At 69.9% G+C, this 26,407-nt stretch carries 32 protein-coding genes; 21 read left to right on the top strand and 11 right to left on the bottom strand.

Annotation, left to right across the window (positions count from 1 at the left end; all coding sequences use genetic code 11):
* Positions 1–52: 52 nt before the first annotated feature.
* Entirely contained in the window at positions 53–2,593 is a 2,541-nt protein-coding gene (locus Q9R19_RS11785) for an ATP-dependent Clp protease ATP-binding subunit (protein ID WP_311256599.1), read from the bottom strand.
* A 129-nt stretch (positions 2,594–2,722) separates the two neighbouring features.
* On the opposite strand from Q9R19_RS11785, the gene Q9R19_RS11780 reads away from it, so the two are divergent.
* Positions 2,723–3,439, top strand: coding sequence for a glutamine amidotransferase-related protein (locus tag Q9R19_RS11780; protein ID WP_311256598.1), 717 nt, complete (start codon positions 2,723–2,725; stop codon positions 3,437–3,439).
* Here Q9R19_RS11780 and Q9R19_RS11775 read toward each other — a convergent pair whose 3' ends face one another.
* On the bottom strand, positions 3,440–3,904 hold the full coding sequence (locus tag Q9R19_RS11775; RefSeq protein ID WP_311256597.1) for a glutaminase: 465 nt from the start codon (positions 3,902–3,904) through the stop codon (positions 3,440–3,442).
* A gap of 109 nt (positions 3,905–4,013) precedes the next feature.
* On the opposite strand from Q9R19_RS11775, the gene Q9R19_RS11770 reads away from it, so the two are divergent.
* The 3 genes from Q9R19_RS11770 to purU all read left to right on the top strand — a co-directional run bounded on the left by Q9R19_RS11770 (position 4,014) and on the right by purU (position 5,850).
* Entirely contained in the window at positions 4,014–4,283 is a 270-nt protein-coding gene (locus Q9R19_RS11770) for a Rho termination factor N-terminal domain-containing protein (RefSeq protein ID WP_311256596.1), read from the top strand.
* An 18-nt stretch (positions 4,284–4,301) separates the two neighbouring features.
* Positions 4,302–4,844 (top strand): DNA starvation/stationary phase protection protein, encoded by a 543-nt coding sequence (locus Q9R19_RS11765; protein WP_311256595.1) that lies wholly within the window; start codon positions 4,302–4,304, stop codon positions 4,842–4,844.
* Between the two features lie 142 nt (positions 4,845–4,986).
* Positions 4,987–5,850 carry a formyltetrahydrofolate deformylase gene (gene purU, locus Q9R19_RS11760; protein WP_311256594.1) on the top strand — a complete coding sequence of 288 codons (864 nt, stop codon included), beginning with the start codon at positions 4,987–4,989 and terminating at the stop codon, positions 5,848–5,850.
* Between the two features lie 41 nt (positions 5,851–5,891).
* Here purU and Q9R19_RS11755 read toward each other — a convergent pair whose 3' ends face one another.
* Positions 5,892–6,932, bottom strand: coding sequence for a nitronate monooxygenase (locus tag Q9R19_RS11755; protein ID WP_311256593.1), 1,041 nt, complete (start codon positions 6,930–6,932; stop codon positions 5,892–5,894).
* A 166-nt stretch (positions 6,933–7,098) separates the two neighbouring features.
* On the opposite strand from Q9R19_RS11755, the gene Q9R19_RS11750 reads away from it, so the two are divergent.
* Together Q9R19_RS11750 and Q9R19_RS11745 are read left to right on the top strand one after the other, a co-directional pair.
* Positions 7,099–8,028 (top strand): AraC family transcriptional regulator, encoded by a 930-nt coding sequence (locus tag Q9R19_RS11750; RefSeq protein ID WP_311256592.1) that lies wholly within the window; start codon positions 7,099–7,101, stop codon positions 8,026–8,028.
* A 217-nt stretch (positions 8,029–8,245) separates the two neighbouring features.
* Entirely contained in the window at positions 8,246–8,563 is a 318-nt protein-coding gene (locus Q9R19_RS11745; RefSeq protein ID WP_311256591.1) for a hypothetical protein, read from the top strand.
* Between the two features lie 12 nt (positions 8,564–8,575).
* Here Q9R19_RS11745 and Q9R19_RS11740 read toward each other — a convergent pair whose 3' ends face one another.
* Positions 8,576–8,887, bottom strand: a complete 312-nt coding sequence (locus tag Q9R19_RS11740; protein WP_311256590.1) for a hypothetical protein — start codon at positions 8,885–8,887, stop codon at positions 8,576–8,578.
* Positions 8,884–9,768: an SDR family oxidoreductase gene (locus Q9R19_RS11735; protein ID WP_311256589.1), complete on the bottom strand. Its 885-nt coding sequence runs from the start codon at positions 9,766–9,768 to the stop codon at positions 8,884–8,886. Before Q9R19_RS11735 ends, Q9R19_RS11740 begins: the two co-directional genes overlap by 4 nt.
* Before the next feature lie 180 nt (positions 9,769–9,948).
* Here Q9R19_RS11735 and Q9R19_RS11730 point away from each other — a divergent pair, with 180 nt between their 5' ends.
* Positions 9,949–10,152 carry a hypothetical protein gene (locus tag Q9R19_RS11730; protein WP_311256588.1) on the top strand — a complete coding sequence of 68 codons (204 nt, stop codon included), beginning with the start codon at positions 9,949–9,951 and terminating at the stop codon, positions 10,150–10,152.
* On the opposite strand, the gene Q9R19_RS11725 is transcribed toward Q9R19_RS11730, so the two are convergent.
* Positions 10,137–10,487 carry an ATP-dependent DNA ligase gene (locus Q9R19_RS11725; RefSeq protein WP_311256587.1) on the bottom strand — a complete coding sequence of 117 codons (351 nt, stop codon included), beginning with the start codon at positions 10,485–10,487 and terminating at the stop codon, positions 10,137–10,139. The genes Q9R19_RS11730 and Q9R19_RS11725 overlap by 16 nt on opposite strands.
* Positions 10,488–10,550: 63 nt before the next feature.
* On the opposite strand from Q9R19_RS11725, the gene Q9R19_RS11720 reads away from it, so the two are divergent.
* Entirely contained in the window at positions 10,551–10,862 is a 312-nt protein-coding gene (locus Q9R19_RS11720) for a hypothetical protein (protein WP_311256586.1), read from the top strand.
* A gap of 48 nt (positions 10,863–10,910) precedes the next feature.
* Here Q9R19_RS11720 and Q9R19_RS11715 read toward each other — a convergent pair whose 3' ends face one another.
* Positions 10,911–11,594, bottom strand: a complete 684-nt coding sequence (locus Q9R19_RS11715) for a DUF6766 family protein (RefSeq protein WP_311256585.1) — start codon at positions 11,592–11,594, stop codon at positions 10,911–10,913.
* Positions 11,591–11,713 (bottom strand): hypothetical protein, encoded by a 123-nt coding sequence (locus Q9R19_RS11710; protein ID WP_311256584.1) that lies wholly within the window; start codon positions 11,711–11,713, stop codon positions 11,591–11,593. Before Q9R19_RS11710 ends, Q9R19_RS11715 begins: the two co-directional genes overlap by 4 nt.
* A 163-nt stretch (positions 11,714–11,876) precedes the next feature.
* Between Q9R19_RS11710 and Q9R19_RS11705 the strand changes: the two genes are divergently transcribed.
* On the top strand, positions 11,877–12,305 hold the full coding sequence (locus tag Q9R19_RS11705; RefSeq protein WP_311256583.1) for a CBS domain-containing protein: 429 nt from the start codon (positions 11,877–11,879) through the stop codon (positions 12,303–12,305).
* A 71-nt stretch (positions 12,306–12,376) separates the two neighbouring features.
* Positions 12,377–12,889, top strand: a complete 513-nt coding sequence (locus Q9R19_RS11700; protein WP_311256582.1) for a hypothetical protein — start codon at positions 12,377–12,379, stop codon at positions 12,887–12,889.
* A 57-nt stretch (positions 12,890–12,946) separates the two neighbouring features.
* On the opposite strand, the gene Q9R19_RS11695 is transcribed toward Q9R19_RS11700, so the two are convergent.
* Entirely contained in the window at positions 12,947–13,150 is a 204-nt protein-coding gene (locus Q9R19_RS11695) for a hypothetical protein (RefSeq protein ID WP_311256581.1), read from the bottom strand.
* 119 nt (positions 13,151–13,269) lie between these two features.
* Between Q9R19_RS11695 and Q9R19_RS11690 the strand changes: the two genes are divergently transcribed.
* Complete coding sequence (locus Q9R19_RS11690; RefSeq protein ID WP_311256580.1) at positions 13,270–14,046, top strand: NAD(P)H-binding protein; 777 nt, start codon at positions 13,270–13,272, stop codon at positions 14,044–14,046.
* A 121-nt stretch (positions 14,047–14,167) separates the two neighbouring features.
* Here Q9R19_RS11690 and Q9R19_RS11685 read toward each other — a convergent pair whose 3' ends face one another.
* Positions 14,168–15,223: a histidine kinase gene (locus tag Q9R19_RS11685; protein WP_311256844.1), complete on the bottom strand. Its 1,056-nt coding sequence runs from the start codon at positions 15,221–15,223 to the stop codon at positions 14,168–14,170.
* Positions 15,224–15,562: 339 nt separating this feature from the next.
* On the opposite strand from Q9R19_RS11685, the gene Q9R19_RS11680 reads away from it, so the two are divergent.
* The 8 genes from Q9R19_RS11680 to Q9R19_RS11645 all read left to right on the top strand — a co-directional run bounded on the left by Q9R19_RS11680 (position 15,563) and on the right by Q9R19_RS11645 (position 23,671).
* Positions 15,563–16,219: a response regulator transcription factor gene (locus tag Q9R19_RS11680; RefSeq protein ID WP_311256579.1), complete on the top strand. Its 657-nt coding sequence runs from the start codon at positions 15,563–15,565 to the stop codon at positions 16,217–16,219.
* A 53-nt stretch (positions 16,220–16,272) separates the two neighbouring features.
* The gene (locus tag Q9R19_RS11675) at positions 16,273–17,574 is read left to right on the top strand and encodes a M18 family aminopeptidase (RefSeq protein ID WP_311256578.1); all 1,302 of its coding nucleotides are present in this window, start codon (positions 16,273–16,275) and stop codon (positions 17,572–17,574) included.
* A gap of 88 nt (positions 17,575–17,662) precedes the next feature.
* Positions 17,663–19,117 (top strand): cytosine permease, encoded by a 1,455-nt coding sequence (locus Q9R19_RS11670; RefSeq protein ID WP_311256577.1) that lies wholly within the window; start codon positions 17,663–17,665, stop codon positions 19,115–19,117.
* Positions 19,114–19,680: a cysteine hydrolase gene (locus Q9R19_RS11665; protein ID WP_311256576.1), complete on the top strand. Its 567-nt coding sequence runs from the start codon at positions 19,114–19,116 to the stop codon at positions 19,678–19,680. Before Q9R19_RS11670 ends, Q9R19_RS11665 begins: the two co-directional genes overlap by 4 nt.
* 44 nt (positions 19,681–19,724) lie before the next feature.
* On the top strand, positions 19,725–20,582 hold the full coding sequence (locus tag Q9R19_RS11660) for a tryptophan 2,3-dioxygenase family protein (protein WP_311256575.1): 858 nt from the start codon (positions 19,725–19,727) through the stop codon (positions 20,580–20,582).
* Positions 20,579–21,484, top strand: a complete 906-nt coding sequence (locus Q9R19_RS11655; RefSeq protein ID WP_311256574.1) for a hydrolase — start codon at positions 20,579–20,581, stop codon at positions 21,482–21,484. The genes Q9R19_RS11660 and Q9R19_RS11655 overlap by 4 nt, the downstream gene beginning before the upstream one ends.
* Position 21,485: 1 nt before the next feature.
* Entirely contained in the window at positions 21,486–22,760 is a 1,275-nt protein-coding gene (locus Q9R19_RS11650; protein WP_311256573.1) for an aminotransferase class V-fold PLP-dependent enzyme, read from the top strand.
* A 155-nt stretch (positions 22,761–22,915) separates the two neighbouring features.
* Complete coding sequence (locus Q9R19_RS11645; RefSeq protein WP_311256572.1) at positions 22,916–23,671, top strand: PaaX family transcriptional regulator C-terminal domain-containing protein; 756 nt, start codon at positions 22,916–22,918, stop codon at positions 23,669–23,671.
* 24 nt (positions 23,672–23,695) lie between these two features.
* On the opposite strand, the gene Q9R19_RS11640 is transcribed toward Q9R19_RS11645, so the two are convergent.
* Positions 23,696–24,178 (bottom strand): FBP domain-containing protein, encoded by a 483-nt coding sequence (locus Q9R19_RS11640; protein WP_311256571.1) that lies wholly within the window; start codon positions 24,176–24,178, stop codon positions 23,696–23,698.
* A 260-nt stretch (positions 24,179–24,438) separates the two neighbouring features.
* Here Q9R19_RS11640 and Q9R19_RS11635 point away from each other — a divergent pair, with 260 nt between their 5' ends.
* Positions 24,439–26,076 (top strand): radical SAM protein, encoded by a 1,638-nt coding sequence (locus tag Q9R19_RS11635; protein ID WP_311256570.1) that lies wholly within the window; start codon positions 24,439–24,441, stop codon positions 26,074–26,076.
* Positions 26,077–26,095: 19 nt separating this feature from the next.
* Positions 26,096–26,407: a hypothetical protein gene (locus Q9R19_RS11630; RefSeq protein ID WP_311256569.1), complete on the top strand. Its 312-nt coding sequence runs from the start codon at positions 26,096–26,098 to the stop codon at positions 26,405–26,407.

The following is a 26,407-nucleotide window of genomic DNA, read 5'->3' as shown; positions in this document are numbered from 1 at the left end:
ACCAGAGCGAGACGGGGCGTAACGCGCCACATAGACGGGCCGTGAGAGCGTGTCAGGCGGCATCCGCCAGGTGCGCGGCGGACGTCACCGTGAGGGTGCCTTCGCGGGCATCCACGACCACCCGACCGCCATCGGCGAGCGAACCCGAGACCAGGAGGTCGGCGATGCGGTCGTCCACCTCGTTCTGGATCAGCCGACGCAGCGGGCGCGCGCCGTACTCCGGCTCGTAGCCGTGCTCGCCCAGCCACACGACCGCGGCATCCGTCACCTCGAAGCCGATCTCCCGGCCGGCCAGCCGCCTGGCCGTCGCCTGCAGCATCAGCCGGACGATCTCGCCGAGCTCGGTCTGCGACAGCTTCTGGAAGATGACGATCTCGTCGATCCGGTTCAGCAGCTCAGGCCGCATGGCCTCGCGCAGCCTGCCCATCACGCGCGCCTTCAGGTCCTCCTGCGACGCGAAGCCCGAGGCATCCTGCGAGGCCACGAAACCGAGCGCACCCGACCGCGAGGCCAGGAACTCCGAGCCGATGTTCGAGGTCATCACGACCACCGTGTTGCGGAAGTCCACCGTGCGCCCCTGGCCGTCGGTGAGTCGCCCGTCGTCGAGCACCTGCAGCAGCAGGTTGAACACGTCGGGGTGCGCCTTCTCGATCTCGTCGAACAGCACGATGGAGTACGGGTTGCGCCGCACGCGCTCCGTGAGCTGCCCGGCCTCGTCGTAGCCGACGTATCCCGGAGGCGCGCCGACCAGCCGCGACACGGTGTGCCGCTCGCCGAACTCGCTCATGTCGAAGCGGATCACGGCGGTCTCGTCGTCCAGCAGGCGATCCGCCAGCGCCTTGGCCAGCTCGGTCTTGCCCACCCCGGTCGGGCCGAGGAACAGGAACGAGCCGACCGGCCGGTTCGCATCGCCCATGCCCGTGCGGCTGCGCCGCACAGCACGCGCCACGGCCGCCACTGCGTCGTCCTGACCGATCACCCGGGAGTGCAGGTCGGCCTCGAGTTCGGCGAGCCGCGAGCGCTCCGTCTCGGTGAGGCGGCTGACAGGGATGCCCGTAGCCCGGGAGATCACGTCGGCGATCTGCGCCTCGTCGACCACGGCGTCCGCCGGCTCGCCGGCATCGGCCTCGTCGATCCGCCGCTGCATCTCGGAGATCTCATCGCGCAGGCGCGAGGCCTCCTCGTAGCGCTCGGTCGAGACCGCCACGTTCTTGCGGGACTCCAGTTCGGCCAGCTCCGTCTTCAGAGCCGACGTGTCGGGGACCGGTCCGCGTCGCAGGCGCAGGCGTGCACCGGCCTGGTCGATCAGGTCGATGGCCTTGTCAGGCAGCACCCGATCGGGCAGGTAGCGGGCGCTCAGCTCCACCGCCGCGCGGATCGCGTCGTCGGTGTACGCCACGCTGTGGTGCTCCTGATAGGCGGGACGCAGCCCCTCGAGGATCCGCACGGCATCCTCGATGGCCGGCTCGCCGACCCGCACCGGCTGGAAGCGACGCTCGAGGGCGGCATCCTTCTCGATGCGACGGTACTCCGCGAGCGTGGTCGCACCGACCAGGTGCAGCTCGCCGCGGGCCAGGCGGGGCTTGAGGATGTTCCCGGCGTCCATGCCGCCGCTCTCGCCCGCGCCGCCGGCCCCGACGACCGTGTGCAACTCGTCGACGAACACGATGATCTCGCCCTTGTGCGCGGCGATCTCGTCCATGGCCTTGGTCAGCCGCTCCTCGAAGTCGCCGCGGTACCGGGTGCCCGAGAGCATGGCCGGCAGGTCCAGTGCCACAACGCGCCGGTCCTTCAGCTGCGTCGGCACGTCGCCGGCGACGATGGCGCTGGCCAGCCCCTCGACGATCGCGGTCTTGCCGACTCCGGCCTCGCCGACGAGCACCGGGTTGTTCTTGGTGCGGCGGCTGAGGATCTCGATGGTCTGCTCGATCTCGGGGGCTCGTCCGATCACCGGGTCCAGCACGCCCTCCCGCGCGCGAGCGGTGAGATCGAGGCCGTACCGGTCGAGCATCGGCGTGTCGGATGCCGGGTCGGCGCCGTCCTCGCCCTGCGGCGTCACGCCCGAGGGAACGGGCTCGCCGCGCAGGCTCTGGGTGAGCGCCTCGGCGGTCACCCCCGCTCGCGCGAGGATCTGCCCCGACGGGAAGTCCTGTCCGATCACGAGCGCGAAGAACACGTGCTCCGGCTCGATGTACGTCGAACCCGATGAGCGGGCCACCTGATATGCGTGGAACAGCGCCCGGCTGGCGCTCGAGGTCAGGCTGGCGGCATCCGTGTCGGCGGTCTCACGGGCCTCCGGAAGGCGCGCCTCGACCGCCTGAGCGATGTCCGCGGGATCGGCGCCGATGCGGTCGATCGCGCGCGCGACCCCCTCGTCGTCGACGATGACGCGCAGCACGTGCAGCGCATCCAGCTCGGTCTGACCGCGCTCGAGCGCGAAGCGGCCGGCGCGCTGCAGGATCTGCTGAGTGCGCGCTGTGAGGAACCGGCTGAGGTCGATCGACCGCGTCTGCCGGGCCTGCTCACCCGCGAGATAGCGGGCGAGGAACTCGTCGAACGATCCCGAACCCGCTCCGGTGAAGTCGTTGGGCATGTGCATTCCTCTCGAACTTGAGTGTGCCGTCATCAAGTTTCAAACTTGAGCGCATCACTGTCAAGTTCAACGTGTCGCCTCGTCACCTATTCCCGGCGCCGACGGAATGCGCGGAATAGACTCGTCCGCATGTCCTCGGTGCTGTACGTGTGCGTGCGTCCGGAGCGCAGCGCGGCGGATGCCGAGCACCGCTCCTTCGCGCGCGACCTCGGCCTCCCGCGGCTGCACCGGATCGATCTGCTGCACGCGTCTCTGGAGACCGTCGAGTGGGAGCAGTTCGACGGTTTCGTGATCGGCGGGTCCCCGTTCAACGTCACGGATGACGACAAGGGCGACACCCAGCTGATCGTCGAGCGCGACCTCGAGCGCATCGCCGCGCGCGCCTTGGACGGCCGCACCACCGCGCTGTTCACGTGCTACGGGATCGGCGTGGTGACGCGGATGCTGGGCGGACGGGTCGTGCTGGATCACCCGGAGCGCGTGCAGGCGGCTCGCATCCGGCTGACGGCCGCCGGCGAGACGGATGCCCTGTTCGGCCCGAACGCCCCCGAGATGTCGGTGTTCACGGCGCACAAGGAGTCCGCAGCCGAGACGCCGCCCGGCGCGACGCTGCTGGCCACCAAGGACGACTGCCCGGTGCAGGCGTACCGGGTCGGCGAGCGGCTGTACGCGACGCAGTTCCATCCGGAGGCGTCGCCGCAGGACTTCGCCGACCGCATGGCGGTTTACCGGGCATCCGGCTACTTCGACCCGAGCGAGTACGCCGCGACCGAGCGGATGGTGCTCTCGGCATCCGTCGACGGCGCCGACCTGCTGGCGCGCTTCCCGGCGCTCGTCAGCAGCTGATCAGGTCCCTTCACGCAGCAGCGCGACCTTCTCGTCGAGGTACCCGGCCAGCGGCATGAGCCCGCCCGCCGGTGACCAGCGCACCGCCGGCCGGCCGTCCAGCAGCGCCAGCGGGCCGGAGGCGCCACCGGCATCCACGGCATCCGGGTCCAGCGTCACCCAGCCGACGTGCACGATCTCGCCCTCCGCGAAGCCCCCGCGCCGCGCCATCGCACGACGCTCCGCCCGCGCCCGCGACGACTCCGCGGTGTACCCGCGGCGCACCTCCTCCGCCGCGCGCAGCACCTCGCCCGCCGCGAGCACGGCGTCGTCGGTGAGCAGCAGCACGCCCAGCCGCCAGGCGTCCCCCGCCCGCACGATGCGGTCCGCGCGCCACCTCGAGGTGCGCACCACGCCCAGCGCCTCGCGCGGAGCGCCGATCAGCCGCTCTCGTGCACGGGCCAGCAGCGCCGCGGTCGTGGTCACCCGCCCAGGCTAGCCGGTCGCACGTCGGGCGGCAGCGCTGTCAACCCCCTTCGGCTGCCGAGCGCCGACGGGCATGCTGAGGGCTCCATCGACATGTGAGGAGAGCATCATGCCCCGTGGACGCGGTTCGAACAGCCTGAAGGATCCGGATCTCTACGAGGAGCTTCGAGACGACGGAGCCTCCAAGGAGAAGGCGGCCCGCATCTCCAACGCGGCAGCCCGCGACGGGCGCAGCGAGGTCGGCGAGCGCGGCGGCGAGGCCGAGGACTACGAGGATCGCACGGTCGACGAGCTCAAGTCGCGTGCGAAGGAGCTCGGCATCACCGGCTATTCGGACAAGCGCAAGTCCGAGCTGATCTCGATGCTGCGCAACCACTGAGTCGAGAGGGAGAACAAGATGGCATCCACGAAGAAGCAGAGCACGGCGCAGGCCGGCAAGAAGAAGAACACGACGGAGCTCACCGGCGACCAGAACGCTGAGAGCGGTTTCCACGCCTCCGAGCGGCTCGGACAGAGTCTGCAGCGCGTGCTGGTCGACCTGGTGGAGCTGCAGATCCAGGGCAAGCAGGCGCATTGGAACGTCGTGGGCACCAACTTCCGAGACACGCATCTGCAGCTCGATGAGGTGGTCGAGGCCGCACGGCGGCTCGGCGACACGGTGGCGGAGCGGATGCGGGCCCTGCACGCAGTCCCCGACGGTCGCACCCCCACCGTGGCCAAGACCACGTCGCTGCCGCCCTACCCCGACGGCGAGGTGCTGACCACCGAGACCATCGATCTGGTCACCGAGCGGCTCGACGCCACGGTCGCCACGGTGCGCGACGTGCACGACGCCGTCGACGAGGAGGACCCGACCAGCGCCGACATCCTGCACGTGGTGCTGGAGACCCTGGAGCAGCTCGCGTGGATGGTGAGCGCGGAGAACCGCACGCCGGCGTGAGGCGGGACACGCCGTCACACGCGCCGGAGCATCCGGCGTGTGTGACGGCGCGTGTGACGGCGGGGATTCGCCCCGGCGCCCGCAGGGAAGGCAGAATCGAGGCACGCCTCTCAGGGTGAGAGGGCTCAGCCCAGGAGCATCCATGCCGCACACCGACACCGCGCGCCTTCTCATCGCCTGCGACGACCAGCCCGGCATCGTCGCGGCCGTCGCCGGGGTACTGGCGTCGCACGGAGCGAACATCATCTCGCTCGACCAGCACTCCACCGACGAGCAGGGCGGGCGATTCTTCCAGCGCACGGTCATCCACCTGGACGATCTCGCGGGGAAGCGGCCGGACCTGGAGGCGTCCCTCGCGGAGGTCGCCGGCCGCTTCGGCATGGAGTGGTCGCTGCACGACACCGCCGAGCGCAAGCGCGTGGCGATCTTCGTCTCGAAGTACGACCACTGCCTGCTGGAGCTGCTGTGGCGCACGCAGCGCGGCGAGCTGGACATCGACGTGACCGTGGTCGTCTCCAATCACCCCGATCTGGCCGAGTCCGTGCGCTCGTTCGGCGTGCCGTTCGTGCACATCCCCCGCGGTGACGGGCCGGACGCCAAGGCCGAGATGGAGCAGCGCCAGCTGGAGCTGCTGCAGGGCGAGGTCGACCTCGTGGTGCTGGCGCGCTACATGCAGATCCTCAGCGACGACTTCATCGAGCGCATCGGCGCGCCGGTGATCAACATCCACCACTCGTTCCTGCCCGCCTTCATCGGCGCGAACCCGTACGCCAGGGCGAAGGAGCGCGGCGTCAAGCTGATCGGCGCGACCGCGCACTACGCCACGGCCGACCTGGACGAGGGCCCGATCATCGAGCAGGACGTCACCCGCGTCACGCACGCCGAGTCGGCGGCGGAGCTGCAGCGCCGCGGCGCCGACGTCGAGCGCTACGTGCTGGCGCGGGCCGTGAAGTGGCACGCCGAGGATCGCGTGATCGTGCACGACCGCTCCACCGTCATCCTCTGACAGCCGTGATCCTCTGACAGCGGCGATACCGCTCGGCCGCGTCAGGCGGGAACGCCCGCCAGGAGCTCGGCGAAGACGTCGGATGCCGTGTCCCAGCGCGCGAGCGGCGCCGACTGCCCGAGCCACAGGGACTGCAGCTCGCCGAGTCCGCGCCGGCCGGCGATCGCGCGGAAGCGCCCGGTCAGCCAGTTCTGCACCGGGAACGGGGCGATGGCGCCGGATGCCTCGATCTCGCGCACCGCGCGGTTGGAGACGCCGCGCGACAGTCGCCCGCTCATGGCCCTGGTCAGCACCGAGTCGTCGGCGGCCGTCGACCGGATCGCCGCGCGATGGGCGTCGTTCGCGGCGGACTCCGCCGTGACGAGGAACGACGTGCCCGCCTGCACGCCCGACGCGCCCAGCGCGAACGCCGCCGCGACGCCGCGCCTGTCGCCGATGCCTCCGGCCGCGATGACGGGCACGTCCACGGCATCCACCACCTGCGGCAGCAGCGAGACCAGCCCCACCAGCGACTCCTCGGCGGGCTTGAGGAACGAGACGCGATGACCGGCGGCCTCGGCACCGGTCGCGACGATCGCATCCACGCCGCCATCGGCCAGTGCGACCGCCTCGGCTGTCGTGGTCGCGGTGCCGAGCACGCGGATGCCACGGCGATGCGCCTGCTCGATCAGCGCGGGCGACGGCACTCCGAACACCACGCTGAGCACGGCAGGGGCCGCGTCCCAGATCGCGGCGAGCTGCTCGTCCAGTGCGGGCAGGTAGCGCTCAGGCCGTGCGGGCGGCTCCAGTCCGACCTCGGCGAAGAGCGTCTCCAGTGCCGTCGCGTACGCGTCGTGCTCGGGCCCCGGCTTCACCTCGTCGCCGATGGGCAGCCAGATGTTCAGCGCGAACGGGGCGCTCGTCGCTGCGCGCAGCGCCGCGACCGTCGCACGGATGCGCTCGCCGTCGTAGCCGTACAGGCCGTACGAGCCGAGGCCGCCGGCGTCGCTGACGGCCGCCGTCAGCGCCACCGACGACAGTCCTCCGAAGGGCGCCAGCACGATCGGATGCCGGATGCCGAGCAGCGCGCGCAGATCAGTCATGACTCCGAGGCTACGCCCGACCGGTCACCCGGTCACCCGGCCACCCGGCCGCCCGGCCGCCCGGCCGCCCGGCCATCCGCCGCGCGCCGGCGTCACCCGACTGCCGGAATACTGGGGTAGGTTTCGCATGGAGGCACTTCGTCTCCACTGATCCCAGGTGGAGATCGTGACAGTACTGCAGTTCTCGACGTATGACGCGTCACGCGTGGAGGAGACCTGGAGGCAGTTCGTGCCATCGGCTGCGCTGCAGCAGGTGGATCCGGATGACTTCCGGTTCGACTGGTTCTCGGCCGAGGGCGCGGGTTTCAGTCTGGTGCGGTACGGGCTACGTGCACAGGTGCGTTCCGTGGTCGAGCCGGAGAACCAGCTGCTGGCCTGCAGCGTCGCCGGCCCCGGTGCCGAGGTCTGGTCGGGTCGCAGCCCGATGAAGTGCGGAGCGCCGTGGCTCACCGACGGGGCGCGGATGGAGGCGCGGTGGGATCAGGCACAGGTGTCGGGCCTGATCTTCGACCGGGGCACCGCCGAGGAGCTCGCGCGGCGCATGTGCGGTGACGACACGCTGCGGCTGCGCGTGCTCGGCGGCGCGCCCGATCACCAGGCGGCCCGCGAGCACTGGTCGCGCAGCATCGACTTCATTGCGGCGGCGATGATCGAGAGCGCCGACGACGAGCTGATCCTCGCCGGTGTGCAGCGCCAGGCGCTGTGGCTGCTGCTGACGATGTTCCCCACCACGTTCCGCACCGCGCTCGAGCAGGATCCGCAGTCCCGGGTCGCGCCGCGTCTGGTGCGGAAGGCCCTCGCCTACATCGACGAGAACGCCCACCTGCCGATCACCGTCGACGACATCGCGGCCGCCGTGCACATCTCGACCCGCGGTCTGCAGTACGCGTTCCGGCGCTCGCTGGACACCACGCCCGCTCAGCAGCTCCGCCGTGCCCGCCTCGAGGGCGCCCGGCGCGAACTGCTCGACGGCACTCAAGACACCATCGCCGCGATCGCCCGACGGTGGGGTTTCGCGCACCCGTCGCGCTTCTCGGCCGCCTATCGCGACCAGTACGGCGTGCTGCCCGCGGCGACGGCACGGCGGCGGGAATGATCCGTCTCGACGAAGGTCGATGACCGCCGGCGAACAGTCGTTTCGCGTCTCGCACCCTGCGCCGCGCCGCTGCCCTCACGGTCTCTCCGCGCGGGTTAGATTCCAGATGTCCCGCCTTGGGAAGAACATCGCCCATCGTCAGGAGAAGCCATGCGAATCGTGCATCACCCCCGCCCCTCATCCGGCCTCACGGCCGCTGCTCTGAGCTGAGGTCCGCATGGGAAGCCTGTACTACGGGGACGCCGCCGAGCCCATCCTCATCGAGGATCGCGCTCTCGCCCATCTGAAGGTGGTCGTGGCCACCAAGCTGCGACGCAACGAGAGCTTCACACTGTCGTGGACCCATCCGGACGGCGCCGCACCGGGGCGCAGCACCATCTGGCTGCATCCCTCCATCCCGCTCCGGTTCGTCTTCGAGGAGGCCGAGAGCCCTGCCCTGAGCCGCACCTGGATCGAGGAGCTGGCGCACTCGGCCAACTCGAGCGGCGGCATCGCGCTGATCGACGAGCACGTCGAGATCCCGCCGGAGCAATGACCGGCCGCGCGTTCAGCGCGGCGACAGGTGGGGAATGGGCGACGGCGCCTTGGAGCGATCGGATGCGGCGTTGACGGCCGCGTCGAGCGCGGCGAACAGCTGAGCGAAGTCCGCGAAGCGCGTGCGGCGCGGGCACGGCCGGCGCAGCCACAGCACATCGAGTGTGCCCGTGCTGCCGCGCTCGACATAGGCGATCAGGCAGTCCGCGTCGCCGTGACGCCGTGCGCGGTCGCAGATGCGCCAGCTCTCCCGGCCCAGCGGCGTCAACTCCCAGTCGCCGTGCGGGGCGGGGGCGCTCGGAGGGTCGCTGAGCACGGTGCTCATAGCGGCTTCCCTCCGGTGACCGCCAGCACCGAGCCGGAGGTGTACGACGACTCGTCGGAGGCGAGATAGACGTACGCCCCGGCGAGCTCGGCGGGCTCACCGGGACGCCCCAGCGGAGTGTCCTTCCCGAACCCGGCGATCCTCTCCTGGCTCCACCCGGTCGCCGGGATCAGCGGCGTCCAGATCGGGCCGGGGGCGACGGCGTTGACGCGGATGCCGCGCTCACCGGCCTCCTCGGCGAGCGCCTTGACGAAGGCGACCTGAGCGGCCTTCGTCATCGCGTAGTCGATCAGCCCCGGTGACGGGTGGTACGCCTGGATGGAGGCGGTCACGATGATGGCCGCGCCCGCCTCGAGGTCCGGGTACGCGGCGCGCGCCGTGAACAGCGTGCCGCACAGGTTGGTGTCGAACACGCGGCGCATGTCCTCGGTGCGCAGCTGATCGAAGCCGTCGAGGTCGTGCTGGTAGCCCGCGTTGAGCACCAGGATGTCGAGCCCGCCCAGCTCCTCGCGGGTGCGGCGCACGGCATCCGTCGCGAACTCCTCATCACGAAGGTCGCCGGGGATGCTGATCCCCTTGCGGTCCGCGTCCTCGATCAGCGCCACGACGCTGTCTGCGTCCTTCTGCTCCTCGGGCATGTGCACGATCGCCACGTCCGCGCCCTCGCGGGCGAAGGCGATCGCCACCGCCTTGCCGATGCCGGAGTCACCGCCGGTGATCAGGGCCCTGCGCCGGTCCAGACGGCCGTGGCCGACATAGCTCTCCTCGCCGTGGTCGGGCTCCGGCACCGTGTGCTCGGTCTTGCCGGGCTGATCCTGCTGCTGCGGCGGCATCGGCTCGTCCCTGTGCGCCTCGCGCGGGTCCTTCGTGCTGTCACTCATCGTCGATCCTCTCCGGTACGTGTCCCCCGACACTCGCACGGCGCGCGAGCGCACTCCAGGGGGTTGACACCCGGGCCGCTTCGCCTAGGCACGCGCGAGGGCGATGTCAACGGGGGTTCCACGTCCGCCCGAAGCCCCGCACAGTGGTGTCAGCAGGCGCGCAACGGAAGGAGACGCACCATGAGCGGCATCGACGAGGGCATGCTGCCCGAGCACGTTCAGCCGGGGCAGCAGGACGAGGAGCGCCCGGAGGACGAGCACGCCGAACCGGCGGAGCCCGACGGGCACGACCGACCGGAGGGCGAGGAGCGGCGATCCGGCCAGGCCCGCCGGGATCGCTCCACCGAGCCCGACCCGATCGACGTGGATCAGTCCTCGGAGTGAGCGGTCGTCGGCTCCTCGGGCGCGCTGCTGTCACCGGCATCCGGCGGCTCCGGCACGAGATACAGACCACCCGGGGAGTTCGCGGTGAAGGCGAGAGCCTCGGTCCATCCTCGGTTGATCCCTGGCTGCCGGCTGCCGTAGTACTTGAAGACGAGTGAGCTGCCCGGATGCATCCAGACCGTGGTGCGTCCACCCCCCACACTCACGTCCTCCCGCCAGCTGAACGGGAAGGGCTCCCCACGGCGCAGCTTGGCGGTGATGACGAGCTGCAGGTGCGTGAGCGCCCTGTCCTCGATCTCCGCCTTGACGCCGTTCTCGTAGATGAACTTTCCCATGGCAACCTCCGGTCCGCTGGATATCCGATGACGAATTCCAGGCACGAGGTCTAGGTTAGCGACATGGGACTTCTCTACTATGGCGGAGCGGCCGAGCCGATCGAGATCGAGGACCGTGCGCTCGCGCATCTCAAGGTCGTCATCGCGACCAAGCTCCGGCGCAACGAGAGCTTCACGCTCTCGTGGCGGCATCCCCAGGGAGACGACCCGGGACGCTCCACCATCTGGCTGCACCCCTCCATCCCGCTGCGCTTCGTCTTCGAGACCCCCGAGCCGCCCGAGCTGCGCGGGGACTGGATCAACGCGATGGCGCAGTCCGCGAACTCCAGCGGAGGCATCACGATGGTCGCCGAGGACATGACGCCGAGCGAGTGACGCGCCGGCCCGGCCGGGTGACGCGCCCGCCCGGCCGGGTGACGGGCGTCACTCCGATTCGACGGCGGACACGTTGTGCGGGGCGCCGACCGGCTTGGACTCCGCCGATCCGCGCTGACGCAGGTAGATCGAGAACGCGACCATCGTTCCCACTGCCAGGAACTCCGACTGCCAGTTCTGCAGCGTGCGATCCCAGAAATCGGCTGAGACGACATACTCGCCCCAGCTCGGCGCGGTCATGCCGTGCATCGCGGCCTCCTCGCCCGCGACGATCGTGCCGGCCATCGACTGGACCGTCCACGAGAGCACGAACACCGCGCCCATCACGATCAGCAGCGAGTTGCCGTACACCGCACGCCGCCAGCCCGACGCCTTCGCCCACGCGGGCGCGTCGTCAGGGGCGTGCTCGCCGACCAGCTGATCCGCATCGCTCTCGAGCCCCTCGCTGCCGGGCTTCTTCGACTCCGGCGACCCGCGCTGCACGAGCCACACCGTCGCGGCGATGAACAGGAAGAACTGCAGGAACTCGGACTGCCAGTTCTCGGCCACGTCCACGATGAAGTCGGACGAGAGCACGAAGGCGACGAACCCCGTCGCCGCCTGGCCGTGCTCGGCCAGCTCCTCCAGCTGGCGGAAGTAGCCCGCGACCGACTGGCCTGCGAGCGTGAGCAGGAACAGCAGCAGGAAGAACAGCCCGAGGCCGTTGTCACGCAGTAGCCGTCGCATGGTCATCGCCCTCCGATCACGATCGCCATCATGGCGGCGAGACCGCCGAACGTCACCGTCAGCCAGAGCCAGAACACGATCGTCGGCCCCCGTCCCGCCTGCTTGCCCTTGCGCACATCCTGCACCTGGTCCTCCTCACCGCTGATCCTGAGTGGATCGTGGCCGACGCATCATCGGCCGGCCACCCCCTTGACGACGCCGCCGCGGACTGTCAACCCCCTGCGCGGACGGATCCGACCGTCCGTATGGTCGGGCACCAGAGAACCAGGGAGAGGGAGAGACCAGATCATGGCAATCACGACACAGGTCCGGGTGAAGGACATCATGACGGCGGGTGCCCGCTGCATCGGCGAGAACGACTCGCTGGCGACCGCCGCGCGGCTGATGGCCGATCTCGACATCGGCTCACTGCCGATCTGCGGCGAGAACGGAAAGCTGAAGGGGATGCTGACCGACCGCGACATCGTGGTGAAGGCGATCGCCAACGGCCGGCCGGCCGAGACGACCACCGCCGGCGCACTCGCCGAGGGCACACCCCTGCTGGTCGATGCCGAGGAGGATGTCAGCCGGGTGCTCGAGCTGATGCAGCAGCATCAGGTGCGGCGCATCCCCGTGCTCGACGACCGCGTGCTCGTCGGGATCGTCGCCGAGGCCGACGTGGCGCGCAGCCTGGCCCCCAAGGACACCGGCGAGACCGTCGAGCAGATCACGCGCTGAGCGCGCTGCGAACGTCACGCCGAAACGAGCCAACCGGACACACCGGATCGCGCACACGAGAGGAGATCGACATGCACGGCGACAGGGAGGCCATGCAGAAGGACATGAGCCGGCGACCGGCGGATGCCATCACCACGCACGCCGCGTGGGGGTCGGGGGCCCCGCACCTGCTCGTCTCGAAGGAGGACGTGCGGGAGGTCTTCCCGCTCACCGCCGACGAGACGCGGATCGGGTCGGCGGCGGGCAGCGAGCTGGTGCTGGCGGGGGCCGACCCGCTGCACGCGACCGTCGTCCACGACGACCGCGACGAATACGTGCTCACGATGCACGGCGAGGGCGAGATGAACGCCTGGACTGAGGGCGAGGAACGCAGCGAGACGCTGCGCACCGGGGCGCGGTTCACCGTGGCCGGCTGGACGCTGGTCTTCATGCGCGAGGAGTACGCCGACCACGGCCGGCCGTACGGCGGGCGCGAGGGCGGCGAGCTGTCCGACCAGCCCCCGCAGCCGCAGCGTCCGGACTACACCGCGCAGCGTGAGGGCGAGCAGGACGACGAGCGCGGCTGGGAGGTGCGCAACGGCTGACCGGCCGACCGGTTCTGATCGGCCGACCGGTTCTGATCGGCCGACCGGCTCTGACGGTCAGTCGACCGCCTCGCGCTGCGTGCGGATGAAGTCGCGGTCGCGCACGGTGAGTCGTTCCTCGCGCAGCATGCGCGTGCCGGTGATGATCTCCACCTCCGCGCGGACGATGTCGGGCACGATCTCACCGCCCAGCGCGTCCAGCGCGTGCTTCGCGTCGGCTGACAGCAGCGGCCACCAGGTGTGGATCTCCGGATCGGTCATTTCGGACTCCTCTCGCCGATGCGTCGATGCTCGCATCCGGCCCTTTCCGAGCGCAGGGGGTTGACAGGACAGTCCGCGCGACCCGCGCCCGTGGCGCCCGGCGGGCGTAGCGTGAAGTCATGGCGGAGTTCATCGTGGTCGGCGGCACGGGGCAGATCGGAGCGAAGACGGTCAACCGGCTGCGCGCACGCGGACGGTCGGTGGCGATCGCATCCCCCAGCACCGGAGTCGACCTCGTCACGGGGTCCGGACTGGATGAGGCGCTGGCCGGTGCCGAGGTCGTGATCGACGCGTCCAAGCCGCGCTCCGGCGATCCGGCATCCGTGCGGGAGTTCTTCAGCACCGGCGTCGCCAACCTGCTCGACGCGGAGCGGGAGCATGGCATCCGCCACCATCTCGGTCTGACCATCGTCGGCTCCGAGCGGCCGCACGACGTGCCCTTCTACGCCGCGAAGGTGCACGGCGAGCGCCTGGTGCGGGAGTCGGAGGTGCCGTGGACCCTCGTGCACGCCACGCAGTTCTTCGAGTTCGCTCCGGCGATCGCGACGATGGCGGATGCCGAGGGCGCGGTCACCCTGCCGGAGGCGATGGTGCAGCCGGCCGCGGGCGCCGACGTGGCGGACGTGCTCGTGCAGCTGGCGCTGGCCGCACCGCTGAACGCCGATGCGGAGATCGCCGGGCCCGAGCGGATGCCGCTGGCCGGGTTCGTCACACGCGTGCTGCGAGCTCGGGGCGATCAGCGCGTCGTGCGCGCGGCTCCCGACGGGCGCTACTTCGGCGGCACGCTCGACGCCGAGGCGCTGCTGCCGGGCCCTGAGGCCGTGATCCTGCCGACGCGACTGGACGACTGGCTGCGGACGCAGAACGATCGCGAGCACGAGGGTACAGAAGCCTGATCAGATCGCGCCCGCGATCGCAGCGCTGGGGAACGCTTATCTGGGGACTTCCAATATATCGTCGCCGCCGAGCGCGGAACAGGCACCAACGGCGGCGCCCGGCTGAACTTTCGTCGGGTGCTCAGGCCATCGGCAGACGCGCCGAGACCTCCCAGGCTCCGTCGACAGGGCCCGCGCTGAACTCGCCGCTGGCACCGATCACGCGCTCGGCCATCCGGTTCAGACCCGTTCCGCTGGAAGGCAGATCCCGGCGCGGCGTCTCCGGAAGAGGGCTGCGGATCGTGAGGATCGCGTGGTCGTCGTCGATGCGCAGCCGAACGGCGACTTCCCCCGGCCCCGCGTGCTTGAGGATGTTCGTCACCGATTCGCGGACGATGCGCGCGAACACGATGTCGGCGATGCGGGGGATCCGCTCATCGAGGGGGTCGCCCTCGAGCGAGACGGCGTGGCCCGCGGCGGCGATCTCGGATCGGGCCTCATCGATGGCCTCGAGCAGGTCGCCGGTCGGCACCGACGAGACACGCGGGCCGTCGTCGGCCAGCTCGATCACGAAGCGCAGATCGGCCATGGCCTTGCGCGCGGCCACGCGGATGGCCTCCTGTGACTGCGCGCTCACGCCGGGGTCGTCCAGCATCTGGACGTGCAGTGCCACCACGGTGAGATGGTGGGCGATGCTGTCGTGCAGTTCGCCGGCGATCCACCGGCGCTCGGCCAGCACGGCCTGCCGTTCCTGCTCCGCGCTCTCGGCGAGCCGCAGCTCGAGGGTGCGCCCGCGGGTGGACGCGAGTCGGAGTGCGTAGCCGACGGCACCCGCCACGGCCGCGACGACGAGGTAAATGCCGACGTTGACAGGGATCGTGTGATCTCCGTATGCGACGACAGCCGTGGCGACGAAGAATCCACCCAGGTACGCGAGCACCAGTGTCGTGGATCCCAATCGCATGACCATCCCCACTGCCACAGCGGCAGCGAAGAGGACAGCAGTGTCCTGCCCGACGAATGCGGATGCGGCGAAAACGCCGCAGAGCAGGATGGTGGCGATGGGCGGCCACCAGAGGTAGAAGACGAATACAACGGTTGACGCGATGCTGATCGAAGTCTCGATCAGGTCTGCGCCCGGAGTGGTGATGAGACCGATGACATCCATGCCGGTGACCGCTGCCAGGAAGACAAGCATGGCCACGCGTTCGATGGCGGTCAGTTGCTCACCACGACTGAAGCGGAGAATGCCGGAGGCATCATGCGGAGATTGGCCCATAGGCATGGGTTCAGTATCTCCTATTTGCCCGGTATGATCAGCCGGTGGCACCGAAAAGGCGAGCGAGCTGGGCCCAGAAGGACATGGAATTCACCTCCGAAATGTTTTCTTTTGGCTAGGTACACATAGATCTTCTCGGTTACGGAGGGGAAGCACATCTGACTTAGGGCCAGACCTGCCTGGCCAAAGGTCTAGACCTTCGACCGGTGCTCCAGTACCCCTCACAACCGCTTCGAATGCCGCCGTTAGGCTGATCGCATGCCGCAGATTCGCGTCCTGATCGTCGATGACGACCCCCTCGTGCGCTCTGCGCTGTCGCACTTCGTCTCCCGCGGCGACGACGTCGAGGTGATCGGAGAGGCCGGCAACGGGCTGGAGGCCGTCGCATTCCTCGAGCGCGAACGCCCTGACGTCGTGATGATGGACGTGCAGATGCCGGAGATGAACGGCATCCAGGCCACCGACGCGATCACGCAGCGCTGGCCCGAGGTGCGCATCCTGGCCGTCACCACGCTCGACGGAAGCGACACGGTCCTGCCCATGCTGAGCGCAGGCGCCTCGGGCTACCTGCTCAAGGACTCCAGCGCCGAGAGCATCCTCAGCGGCGTGCGCGAGGTCTACCGCGGGGCGAGCTCGCTGTCGCCCAGGATCGCGTCGCTGCTGGTCAAGCACGTGCGCGAGACCGAACCCGAGACCGGCGCCGCCGCCGCGCTGGAGGCGCTCACCGATCGCGAGGCCGAGGTGCTCGAGCGGCTCGCCCAGGGCATGTCCAACGCCGAGATCGCGCAGTCGCTCATCGTCTCGGAGGGCACCGTGAAGGCGCACCTGGGCCGGATCATGGTGAAGTGGCACGTGCGCGACCGTGTGCAGATCCTGGTCACCGCCGCGCACGCGGGTCTGGTCGACTTCCGCTGATCGGCGCGGTCGCGCCGCGGGGAGGGCGCGCCGTCCGGAATATCATCGAAGGCATGACTGTCAGCGCAGCCGCCCTCGCCCACGCCTCCGATCTCGCCGACTTCGTCGCCGCCGCTCCGTCGAGCTATCACGCCGCCGAAGAGGTCGCCCGGCGTCTGGAGGCGGCCGGCTTCACCCGGCTCGAGGAGACCGAGGAGTGGCCCGCGCAGCCCGGCGGACGATACGTCGTGGTGCGCGACGGCGCCGTGATCGGCTGGGCGGTCCCGGCGGATGCCGCCTCCACCACACCCGTGCACGTACTGGGCGCGCACACCGACTCGCCCGGCTTCAAGCTCAAGCCCAGGCCCACCACCGGATCGCACGGCTGGCTGCAGGCGGCCGTCGAGGTGTACGGCGGCCCGCTGCTGACCTCCTGGCTCGACCGCGAACTGCGGCTGGCGGGCCGGCTCGCCCTGGCCGACGGCCGCGTGGCACTCGCCGCCACCGGTCCCCTGCTGCGTCTGCCGCAGCTGGCCATCCACCTCGACCGCACGGCGAACGAGAGTCTCTCCCTCGACAAGCAGACCGGCACCCAGCCGGTGTGGGGCGTCGGCGATGCGGCATCCGCCGACATCCTCGGCGAGCTCGCCTCGGCCGCCGACGTCGACGCCGCCGACATCCGGGGCTTCGACGTCGTGGTGGCCGATGCAGCTCGCGGCACGGTCTTCGGCAAGGACGACGCGTTCTTCGCCTCGGGACGGCTCGACGACCTCGCGTCGGTGCACGCCGGCGTGGTGGCGCTGATCGAGGCAGCCGCGGCCGCAGATGGCCCGCTGAGCTCTGCGAAGCGGATTCCGATGCTCGCCGCGTTCGATCACGAGGAACTGGGCTCGGGGTCGCGGTCGGGCGCCGCCGGTCCGTTCCTCGAGGACGTGCTGGCGCGGCTGTACGCGTCGCTGGGAGCGGATGCCGAGGACCGGCGCCGCGCATTCGCGGCATCCTGGCACCTGTCCAGCGACGTCGGGCACTCCGTGCACCCCAACTTCGCGCACAAGCACGACCCGGTCGTGCAGCCGCTGCTCGGCTCGGGGCCGATTCTGAAGATCAACGCCAACCAGCGCTATGCGACCGACGCCGTCGGCGCAGCCGCGTGGGCGGACTGGTGCGAGCGAGCCGGCGTCGGCCATCAGGAGTTCGTGTCCAACAACGCGGTGCCCTGCGGGTCGACCATCGGACCGATCACGGCGACACGCCTGGGCATCCGCACCGTGGACATCGGCATCCCGATCCTGTCGATGCACTCCGCGCGCGAGCTGGCCGGCGTCAGCGACCTGCACGAGCTCTCGCGCGTCGCGCGCGCCTTCTTCGCAGGCTGAGCGCTCGCGCGGGCGTTCGCGGGTCGCGCTCGCGCGGCGCGGGACCGGATGCCAGGATGATCACATCCAGAACATCCCGGAGGCACCCATGTCCGCGAGCATCGAAGCCGCAGGTCCCGCGCTGATCGAGCGCACCGGCATCGAGATCATCCCCGAGTCCGAGCGCACCGCCAAGCCGCGCGACCTGTTCTGGCCGTGGTTCGCGGCCAACGTGTCGGTGTTCGGCATGAGCTACGGCTCGTTCGTGCTGGGCTTCGGCATCTCGTTCTGGCAGGCCACCGTCGTCACGGTCATCGGCGTCGTCGTGTCGTTCTTCCTGTGCGGGCTGATCGCCATCGCCGGCAAGCGCGGCTCCACGCCGACCATGGTGCTCTCCCGCTCCGCCTTCGGCGTGCACGGGCAGAAGGTGCCGGGAATCGTCTCGTGGCTCACCTCGATCGGCTGGGAGACCTTCCTCGCGATCATGGCGGTGCTGGCCACGGCGACCGTGATCACGCAGCTCGGCGGCGACGGCGACAGCGTGGCGCTCAAGATCATCGCCATCGTGATCGTCGCGGCGCTGATCGTCGGCGCCTCGGTGCTCGGCTACCACACCATCATGAAGCTGCAGTCGGTGCTCACCTGGGTCACCGGCCTGGTGACGGTGCTGTACATCGCACTCGCGATCCCGCACATCGACTTCGCCGCCGCGCTCTCCCGGCCGGACGGCAGCATCGGCCAGGTGATCGGAGCCCTGGTGATGGTGATGACCGGGTTCGGGCTCGGCTGGATCAACATCGCCGCGGACTGGTCGCGCTACCAGAAGCGCACGGCGTCGGACGGCGCCATCATCTTCTGGAACACGTTCGGCGGCGCGGTCGCGCCGGTCATCCTGGTGATCTTCGGGTTGCTGCTGGCCGGCTCCGACGATGCGCTCTTCATCGCGGTGCAGGATGACCCGATCGGCGCCCTGGCCACCCTGCTGCCGATCTGGGTGCTGGTGCCGTTCCTGATCACGGCCGTGCTCGCCCTGGTCTCCGGCGCCGTGCTCGGCATCTACTCCTCGGGCCTCACGCTGCTGAGCCTGGGCATCCGCATCCCCCGCCCCGCCGCCGCCGGGATCGACGGCGTCATCCTCACGATCGTCACCATCCTGGTGGTGTTCGGCGACACCGGCTTCCTCGGCCCGTTCCAGTCGTTCCTGATCACGCTCGGCGTGCCCCTGGCATCCTGGGCCGGCATCCTGATCGCCGACATCCTGCGCCGCCGGCGCGACTACGACGAGGCCGCACTCTTCGATCCGAGGGGCCGGTACGGGGCATGGGACTGGACCTCCATCGTCACGATGGTGGTCGCCTCGGTGATCGGCTGGGGCTTCGTGGTGAACAACTTCGCAGACGCGGCACCGTGGAACAACTGGCAGGGCTACCTGCTCGGCATCATCGGCGGCAAGGACGGCGACTGGGCGTACGCGAACCTCGGAGTGTTCTTCGCACTGGTGCTGTCGTTCCTGGTCACCTGGTTCGCCCGGGCGGCCAAGATCCGCCGTCAGGAGCAGGGATGAGCCCTTCGACCGGCTCAGGGCCCCGGGAGAGCTGGCTGGTCGTCATCGACCCGCAGAACATCTTCGCCTCCCCCGACTCGGAGTGGGGCTCGCCGTTCTTCGCACACGCGATGACGAACATCCGGCGGCTCGCCGACGCGCACGGCGAGCGCGTGCTCGTCACGCGCTGGATGCCCACCGCCGACCGCTCGACGTCGTGGGGCGAGTACTTCCGGGCATGGCCGTTCGCCGACAGGCCGGCATCCGATCCCCTCTACGATCTGGTTCCGGACGCGGTGGGCCTCTCCCCGCATCCGACGCTGGATCTGCCCACGTTCGGCAAGTGGGGGCCGGAGTTGGAGGCGATCGTCGGACGTGGCGCACAGGTCGTGCTGAGCGGGGTCTCGACCGACTGCTGCGTGGTCTCGACAGCACTGGCGGGTGCGGATGCCGGTGCCAGGATCACCGTCGCCACCGACGCATGCGCCGGCTCGACCACCGAGAACCACGCCGCGGCACTGCACGTGATGGGGCTGTACCCACCGCAGCTCGCACTGCAGACGACCGCGGAGATCCTGGCCTGATTTCATCATTGTGACGCCCGACATGTTGGTGATATCGTCCCGGCATGGGCATTGAAGCGAACGAGCGCGCACTCGAGGACGGCATCGTCACCGACCTGAAGGACCGGATGACGTACGGCTCGTACCTCGAGCTCGACAAGCTGCTGGACGCCCAGCATCCGGTCTCGCAGCCCGAGCACCACGACGAGCTGCTGTTCATCATCCAGCACCAGACCACCGAACTCTGGCTCAAGCTGATCATCCATGAGCTCGGCACCGCCCGCGACCGCCTGGCCGAGGACGATCTGCGCTCCGCGCTCAAGCACGTCGCACGCATCAAGCACATCCAGGACGTCCTGACCCGCCAATGGTCGGTGCTGGCGACCCTCACGCCCACCGAGTACGCGGAGTTCCGCGGCGATCTGGGCAGCTCGTCCGGCTTCCAGTCGGTGCAGTACCGGTGCGTGGAGTTCGCGCTCGGCAACAAGAACGAGCGGATGCTCAGCGTGTTCCGCGACCATCCCGAGAACCTCGCGATGCTGACGCGCGAGTGGGAGCGACCGACGCTGTACGACGAGTTCCTGCGCCTTGCCGCACGCCGCGGCCTGCCGATCCCGGCCGAGGTGCTCGAGCGCGACGTGCGCCAGCCGTACCGCGAGAACGAGGAGCTGGTGCAGGCGATCCGGGAGATCTACGAGCACCCGCACGAGCATTGGGACCTGTACGAGGCCTGCGAGGAGCTGGTCGATGTGGAGGACAACTTCCAGTTCTGGCGCTTCCGCCACCTGCGCACCGTCACCCGCACGATCGGCATGAAGCGGGGCACCGGCGGCTCCACGGGCGTGGACTTCCTGCAGCGCGCACTGTCGCTGACGTTCTTCCCCGAGCTGTACAGCGTGCGCACGGAGATCGGCCGGGAATGACCGCCTTCCGTCGGGTCGACGACGGTGTCGTCACGGGCCGCTTCACCGACCATCACGTGCACCTGCAGCTGGTCGACCACACGCTGCTCGCGGATTCCCGGCTCGGTCGAGTGGTGGATCTCGGCGGGAATCCCTCGGTGCTGCGCGAGCTAGAGATTCACAACTCCGGAGATCTGCGTGATCTTCGGCGCTCCTGCGCGGATTCTGGTCCGGAAGCCGGAGTTTCTCCGGAGTTGCGAACGGTGGCCGTCGAGTACGCGGGGGCGTTCCTGACGGCGCCCGGCGGCTATCCGTCGGACCGTTCCTGGGCGCCGGCCGGCTCGGTGCGGGAGATCCCGGATGCTGCCGCCGCGACCGCCGCCGTGGCAGCGCTCGCCGCCCTCGGGGCATCCTGCATCAAGGTCGTCGCGCACAGCGACGCGGGTCCGGTCCTGGACGATGACAGCTTCCGCGCCACCGTGGCAGCCGCGAGATCCCGTGGCCTGCCCGTCGTGGCACACGCGGAGGGCCCCGGCCAGGCGCAGCGTGCCGTGCGCCTGGGCGCGAACCGCCTGGCGCACGCCCCGTTCACGGAGCGCCTCGCCGATGACGAGATCGTCGAGCAGGCGGCATCCGCCGAATGGATCTCGACGCTCGCGATCCACGACCGGCAGCACCGCGGCATCGCGATCGACAATGTGCGCCGCTTCGCCGATGCGGGCGGCACGGTGCTGTACGGCACCGACATGGGCAACGGCCCGACGCCGGTCGATCTGAACCCCGCGGAGGTCGACGCCCTGCGCGAGGCCGGGATCGACGGCATCCGACTGCTGCACGCGCTCACACCCACCGGCGACGACGACCTCTTCCTGCCCGGCGGCGACCCCGCCGACGCCCGCCCGCTCACCCACCTGGAGCCATGACATGACCGAAGCCACCGCCACCGAGTCGATCGACGACGAGCACCGCCGCATCGCCGGCATCAGCTCGCCCGACCTGCTCAGCGAGGCACGCCGACTCGACGACGCCGACCCGCTGGCGCACCACCTGGCCGCGTTCGCCGACGCCCCCGGCGTGACCGCGTACCTGGACGGGAACTCCCTCGGCCGGCCGCTGCGCGACCTGCCCGAGAAGGTGTCCGCGTTCATCCGCGAGGACTGGGGAACCCGGCTGATCCGCTCCTGGGACGAGCAGTGGATGCAGCTGCCGATGCAGCTGGGCGATCGCATCGCCGAGGTCGCGCTCGGCGCCGCGGCCGGCCAGACGGTGGTGGCGGACTCCACCAGCGTGCTGCTGTACAAGCTCATGCGCGCGGCCGTCGCCGGGCAGCCGGGGCGCGACGAGATCGTGATCGAGGCGGGCAACTTCCCCACCGACCGGTTCATCGCCGCCGGTGTCGCGCAGGAGACCGGCGCGACGCTGCGCTGGATCGAGCCGGATGCCGTGGCAGGCGTCGCCGTGGCGGATGTCGCCGCGGTGGTGTCCGAGCGCACGGCGCTGGTGGTGCTCAGCCATGTGGACTACCGGTCGGGAGCGCTGGCGGACATGCCGGCGATCACGTCGGTGGTGCACGACGCGGGCGCGCTGATGCTGTGGGATCTGTGCCACTCGGTGGGCGTGGTGCCGATGCAGCTGGACGCGTGGGGTGTCGACCTGGCCGTCGGCTGCACCTACAAGTATCTGAACGGGGGCCCTGGCTCCCCCGCGTTCGCATATCTGCGCACCGAGCATCAGGGCACGCTCACGCAGCCGATCCACGGCTGGTGGGGTGCGGCGGACATCTTCGCGATGGGTCCGGAGTACGCCCCGGTCGGCGGCATCCGTCAGCTGCTCAGCGGCACCCCGCCGGTGATGTCGATGCTGGCCATGCAGGGGATGCTCGACCTGATCGCCGCGGAGGGGATCACGGCCGTGCGCGCCAAGTCGGTGTCCCTGACAGATTTCGCCGTGCGCGCGTACGACGAACTGCTCGCGCCGCTGGGCGTGCGGCTGCTGTCGACCCGGGATGCCGCGCATCGCGGCGGCCACATCACGATCGGGCACGACTCGTTCCAGGAGGTCACGAAGAAGCTGTGGGGCGACGGCGTCATCCCCGACTTCCGCTTCCCCGACGGCATCCGTCTGGGCCTGTCGCCGCTCAGCACCTCTCACCAGGAGACTCTGCGCGGCATCGTCGCGGTGCGCGACGCCCTGACATGACCGCCCCCGCCCCCGCGAACCTCCCGCCGAAACCCCTCTCTGCTGCCGAGACCCCTCCTGAATTGCGCAAATCTGGAGGGGTTTCGACGAACAGGAGGGGTCTCGACGAAGGCGGTCCGGTACTCGACGATGTCGAGGCGCGGCCGGGCAGCACCATGTCGCTGCTGCGGACCGTGATCGGACTGTATCTGCGCCCGGTCGGAGGCACGATCAGCTCCAGCGCACTGGTGGGGCTGGCCGAGGATCTCGGCATCCCCGCGGCACGAGCGCGCACGGCGATCACGCGGCTGAAGAAGCACGGGCTGCTGCTGCCGGGGGCCGGTGGCGCGCTGGCGCTCAATCCCGCCGCCGTGCCGATGCTGGAGCGCGGCGACCGCCGCATCTTCGCCGTGCGCACGATGCGGGCGGGAGAGGAATGGATGCTGGTGTCGGCGACCATCCCCGAGACCCGGCGCGACCTGCGCCACCAGCTGCGGCGCCGGCTGCAGTTCCTGGGCGCGGGCGCGGTGTCAGCGGGGCTGTGGATCCTGCCCGGCCACCTCGATGCCGAGGTGGAGGAACTGCTCGACGAGCTCGGCGCACGCCGCTTCGCCACCCTGTTCCGCACCTCCGACCCCAGGCCCGCCGTGCCGCTCGCCGAAGCGGCGGAGACATGGTGGGACCTGGCGGCGCTGCGCGCCGAGCACGAACGATTTCTGGCATCGGTCGATGCGCTCGACCTCTCCGCGCCGTTCGCCGCCTATGTGCGGCTGCTGGACAGCTGGCGCGTGCTGCCGTACGTCGATCCGGGTCTGCCGGCCGCGCTGCTGCCGGACGACTGGCCGGGCGCCCGCAGTGTGCAGACGTTCGAGCGCCTGTCCATGGCGCTGGCGTCCGACGCGATGGCGCACGTACGCGCCGCGGTCGGCTGAGCCGCCCCGGCCCCGCCCGGGTCGTCAGCCGAGTTCGCCCACGAAGGATGCCACGTGCTCGCGCAGACGCAGCATCCGCAGGTCACGCGCGAGTTCGCGGTCGTAGCCCTCGTAGGCCAGCGGCGGCAGCTTGCGCACGTTGGCGGAGCAGCCGAAGTTCGCGCAGATCAGCGTGCCGATCGTGTCGCCGTTGCGGCCGGCAGCCCCTGCCTTGCGGGCCGAGAAGAACTGCACGTCATTGCGGAGCGTGACGTCGTCGCACCACGCGCACTGCGCCCGGCGCACCGTGCGCTGCTCGGTGCGCTGCAGCAGGATGCCGACGTTGCCGTCGTCGATCTCGGCGATGACATATGCCCGCTTGGGCATCTTCGGGTCGAACCAGCCGAGATAGTCGAGCTTCTCGAAGTCGATCTCGTCGAAGTCGGGCGGCAGGTTCAGGGAGGAGACCTCCTTGCGGGAGGCGTTGCGGAAGGAGGCGCGGATGGCGCGCTCGTCGATGGGACGCATGAGGAAGTGCTTTCTGGTTCAGGACCGCCGGTGTCGGCGGGAGATGAGAGTGGGGCTCGGATGCCGGGTACGACGCTTCTCCGGTGACGGGAGTTCCGCCGCCGGATCGCTCTCAGCCTCTGCCGTCGGCGCGTGACGCGCCGACGATCACCTCTCGCGCCACGAAGGCGCCCTCTGCTGATACAGAACATGCGAACAGCACGTCAGCAAGTGTACGCCGCCTGCGCTCCCGCTACTCTGGACGCAAAGAGGGGGACTCCATGGCGACGAGGCCGGGCGCAGGGATGCCGCTGCGCGACTACCGCATCCACCGGTATGTGAATGCGTTCTGTCCGCGCTGCCATGAGGAGCAGCCGGACCAGCCGCTCAGCGAGGTGCGCCGCCTGTCGGGCTGGCTCGCCGACCGCGACGGCACGGTGTGGCTGGAGCGCGGATGCCCCGAGCACGGCCTCATCTCGACGATGTACGACGAGAGCGCCGAGATCCTGCGGTATCTGGAGCAGTGGACCGCGCCGACGAAGGTGCACACGCCCGACACGGCGGGCAACTTCAAGCCGGTGCCGCAGGCGTACGAGGACGGCCTGCCCGAGATGCAGACCCAGCACACCTGCATCCTGCTGGAGGACATCACCGACCACTGCAACCTGCGCTGCCCCACCTGCTTCGCGGAGTCGAGCCCCGCGGCATCCGCCGTCGCACCGCTGGCCGAGGTGCTCGCCTCCGTCGACGCCAAGCTGGCCCGCGAGAACGACCGCATCGACGTGCTGATGCTCTCCGGCGGCGAGCCGACGCTGTACCCGTGGCTGGAGCAGCTGATCGAGCATCTCGTGGCCCGTCCCATCGTGCGCATCCTGCTGAACTCGAACGGGCTGCGCATCGCCAACGACGACGAGTTCGTCGCCTTCCTGAGCAAGCACCGCGAGCGCGTCGAGATCTACCTGCAGTACGACGGCGAGGAGGCGTCGTCGGTCGCGTTCCACCGCGGCGCCGACATCCGCCGGTTCAAGGAGCGCGCGCTGGAGCGGCTGTCGGATGCCGGGGTCTTCACCACCCTGACCATGACCGCCGCACTCGGCGTGAACGACCACGAGATCGGCAACGTCATCCGGCGAGCGCAGGCGACGCCGTACGTGGGCGGCGTGACGATCCAGCCGGTGTTCGGATCGGGCCGCAACTCGGGGATCGACCCGAACGAGCGCCTCACGCACACCGGGGTGCTCGCCCGGATCGGCCCGCAGACCGACGACGAGATCACCTGGCGCGATCTGACCGCGCTGCCCTGCAGCCACCCGCACTGCTGCTCGGTGGGCTACTTCCTGAAGGACGACTCCGGCGACTGGAAGTCGCTGGTGGGGCTGATCGGGCACGAGCGGCTGAAGGAGTTCCTCGACCTCAACCCCGACCTGATCGCCAATCGCATCGCCGACTCGAACATGAACAAGGCGATCCGCGAGGTGGTGAAGAACTCGCTGCTGGATCTGCTCAGCGAGCAGTCGTCGCTGTCGCATCCCTCGATGGGCGACATCTGGCGCGACATCTGCGTGAACTGCGATCTGGGCGTCGGCACGCTGGCGACGCTCGCCGCGTCGAAGCTGCCGGGTCAGCACAAGCGGATGCGGGCGATGCTGGCCGACCGGGTGCTGCGCATCACGGTCAAGCCGTTCATGGACATCAACACCATGATCGAGGAGCGGCTGACGCAGTGCTGCGTGCACGTGGCGACCGTGAACGAGCAGACGAACGCGCATCAGTGCGCACCGTTCTGCGCTCTGCAGGCGTGGGCGCCGCTGAGCCGCACCCGCATCTCCACGGCGCTGGGCCGACCGGAATCGACGACGACCGAGGTGCGCGAGACCGGCGCGCGCACTCGACTGCCGGTCCTCTCCCCCGGTCATTGAGCGAGCGACGGGAGACGAGATGGCCACACCACCGCTCAACCAGTACGACGCCTCGGTCGGCGATCCGGCCCCGTCGTTCGATCCGCTGCGGCTGTGCGTGTTCACCACGATCGCGCTGATCTCGTGCATCCTGGGGCCCATCGCAGTGCTCGCTTTCACCCTGATCGCGATCGCCGGCTACGCGAAGGCGCGGCGCGGCGGCCTGCTGCGCTCGCGCTGCAAGCTCGGCGACACCCGCGTGGTGCTCGCGTATCTGACGGTGATCGCCGTGGCCGCCGCCGTCGGCATCCCGTTCTGGGTGATGCTCTGGATGCGGATGCTGGGCGGCTGA

The organism is Microbacterium sp. ARD32, assembly GCF_031844385.1.
Taxonomy (GTDB): domain Bacteria; phylum Actinomycetota; class Actinomycetes; order Actinomycetales; family Microbacteriaceae; genus Microbacterium.
Note: the sequence above shows the minus strand (reverse complement) of the source record. Positions and strands in the feature narration are given on the sequence as shown.

Coding starts and splice junctions, on each gene's coding strand:
- Q9R19_RS11785 (WP_311256599.1), bottom strand. CDS start 2,593: ATGCCCAACGACTTCACCGGAGCGGGTTCGGGATCGTTCGACGAGTTC.
- Q9R19_RS11780 (WP_311256598.1), top strand. CDS start 2,723: ATGTCCTCGGTGCTGTACGTGTGCGTGCGTCCGGAGCGCAGCGCGGCG.
- Q9R19_RS11770 (WP_311256596.1), top strand. CDS start 4,014: ATGCCCCGTGGACGCGGTTCGAACAGCCTGAAGGATCCGGATCTCTAC.
- Q9R19_RS11765 (WP_311256595.1), top strand. CDS start 4,302: ATGGCATCCACGAAGAAGCAGAGCACGGCGCAGGCCGGCAAGAAGAAG.
- purU (WP_311256594.1), top strand. CDS start 4,987: ATGCCGCACACCGACACCGCGCGCCTTCTCATCGCCTGCGACGACCAG.
- Q9R19_RS11755 (WP_311256593.1), bottom strand. CDS start 6,932: ATGACTGATCTGCGCGCGCTGCTCGGCATCCGGCATCCGATCGTGCTG.
- Q9R19_RS11745 (WP_311256591.1), top strand. CDS start 8,246: ATGGGAAGCCTGTACTACGGGGACGCCGCCGAGCCCATCCTCATCGAG.
- Q9R19_RS11740 (WP_311256590.1), bottom strand. CDS start 8,887: ATGAGCACCGTGCTCAGCGACCCTCCGAGCGCCCCCGCCCCGCACGGC.
- Q9R19_RS11735 (WP_311256589.1), bottom strand. CDS start 9,768: ATGAGTGACAGCACGAAGGACCCGCGCGAGGCGCACAGGGACGAGCCG.
- Q9R19_RS11730 (WP_311256588.1), top strand. CDS start 9,949: ATGAGCGGCATCGACGAGGGCATGCTGCCCGAGCACGTTCAGCCGGGG.
- Q9R19_RS11725 (WP_311256587.1), bottom strand. CDS start 10,487: ATGGGAAAGTTCATCTACGAGAACGGCGTCAAGGCGGAGATCGAGGAC.
- Q9R19_RS11720 (WP_311256586.1), top strand. CDS start 10,551: ATGGGACTTCTCTACTATGGCGGAGCGGCCGAGCCGATCGAGATCGAG.
- Q9R19_RS11715 (WP_311256585.1), bottom strand. CDS start 11,594: ATGACCATGCGACGGCTACTGCGTGACAACGGCCTCGGGCTGTTCTTC.
- Q9R19_RS11705 (WP_311256583.1), top strand. CDS start 11,877: ATGGCAATCACGACACAGGTCCGGGTGAAGGACATCATGACGGCGGGT.
- Q9R19_RS11700 (WP_311256582.1), top strand. CDS start 12,377: ATGCACGGCGACAGGGAGGCCATGCAGAAGGACATGAGCCGGCGACCG.
- Q9R19_RS11695 (WP_311256581.1), bottom strand. CDS start 13,150: ATGACCGATCCGGAGATCCACACCTGGTGGCCGCTGCTGTCAGCCGAC.
- Q9R19_RS11690 (WP_311256580.1), top strand. CDS start 13,270: ATGGCGGAGTTCATCGTGGTCGGCGGCACGGGGCAGATCGGAGCGAAG.
- Q9R19_RS11685 (WP_311256844.1), bottom strand. CDS start 15,223: ATGCTTGTCTTCCTGGCAGCGGTCACCGGCATGGATGTCATCGGTCTC.
- Q9R19_RS11680 (WP_311256579.1), top strand. CDS start 15,563: ATGCCGCAGATTCGCGTCCTGATCGTCGATGACGACCCCCTCGTGCGC.
- Q9R19_RS11675 (WP_311256578.1), top strand. CDS start 16,273: ATGACTGTCAGCGCAGCCGCCCTCGCCCACGCCTCCGATCTCGCCGAC.
- Q9R19_RS11670 (WP_311256577.1), top strand. CDS start 17,663: ATGTCCGCGAGCATCGAAGCCGCAGGTCCCGCGCTGATCGAGCGCACC.
- Q9R19_RS11665 (WP_311256576.1), top strand. CDS start 19,114: ATGAGCCCTTCGACCGGCTCAGGGCCCCGGGAGAGCTGGCTGGTCGTC.
- Q9R19_RS11660 (WP_311256575.1), top strand. CDS start 19,725: ATGGGCATTGAAGCGAACGAGCGCGCACTCGAGGACGGCATCGTCACC.
- Q9R19_RS11655 (WP_311256574.1), top strand. CDS start 20,579: ATGACCGCCTTCCGTCGGGTCGACGACGGTGTCGTCACGGGCCGCTTC.
- Q9R19_RS11650 (WP_311256573.1), top strand. CDS start 21,486: ATGACCGAAGCCACCGCCACCGAGTCGATCGACGACGAGCACCGCCGC.
- Q9R19_RS11645 (WP_311256572.1), top strand. CDS start 22,916: ATGTCGCTGCTGCGGACCGTGATCGGACTGTATCTGCGCCCGGTCGGA.
- Q9R19_RS11640 (WP_311256571.1), bottom strand. CDS start 24,178: ATGCGTCCCATCGACGAGCGCGCCATCCGCGCCTCCTTCCGCAACGCC.
- Q9R19_RS11635 (WP_311256570.1), top strand. CDS start 24,439: ATGGCGACGAGGCCGGGCGCAGGGATGCCGCTGCGCGACTACCGCATC.
- Q9R19_RS11630 (WP_311256569.1), top strand. CDS start 26,096: ATGGCCACACCACCGCTCAACCAGTACGACGCCTCGGTCGGCGATCCG.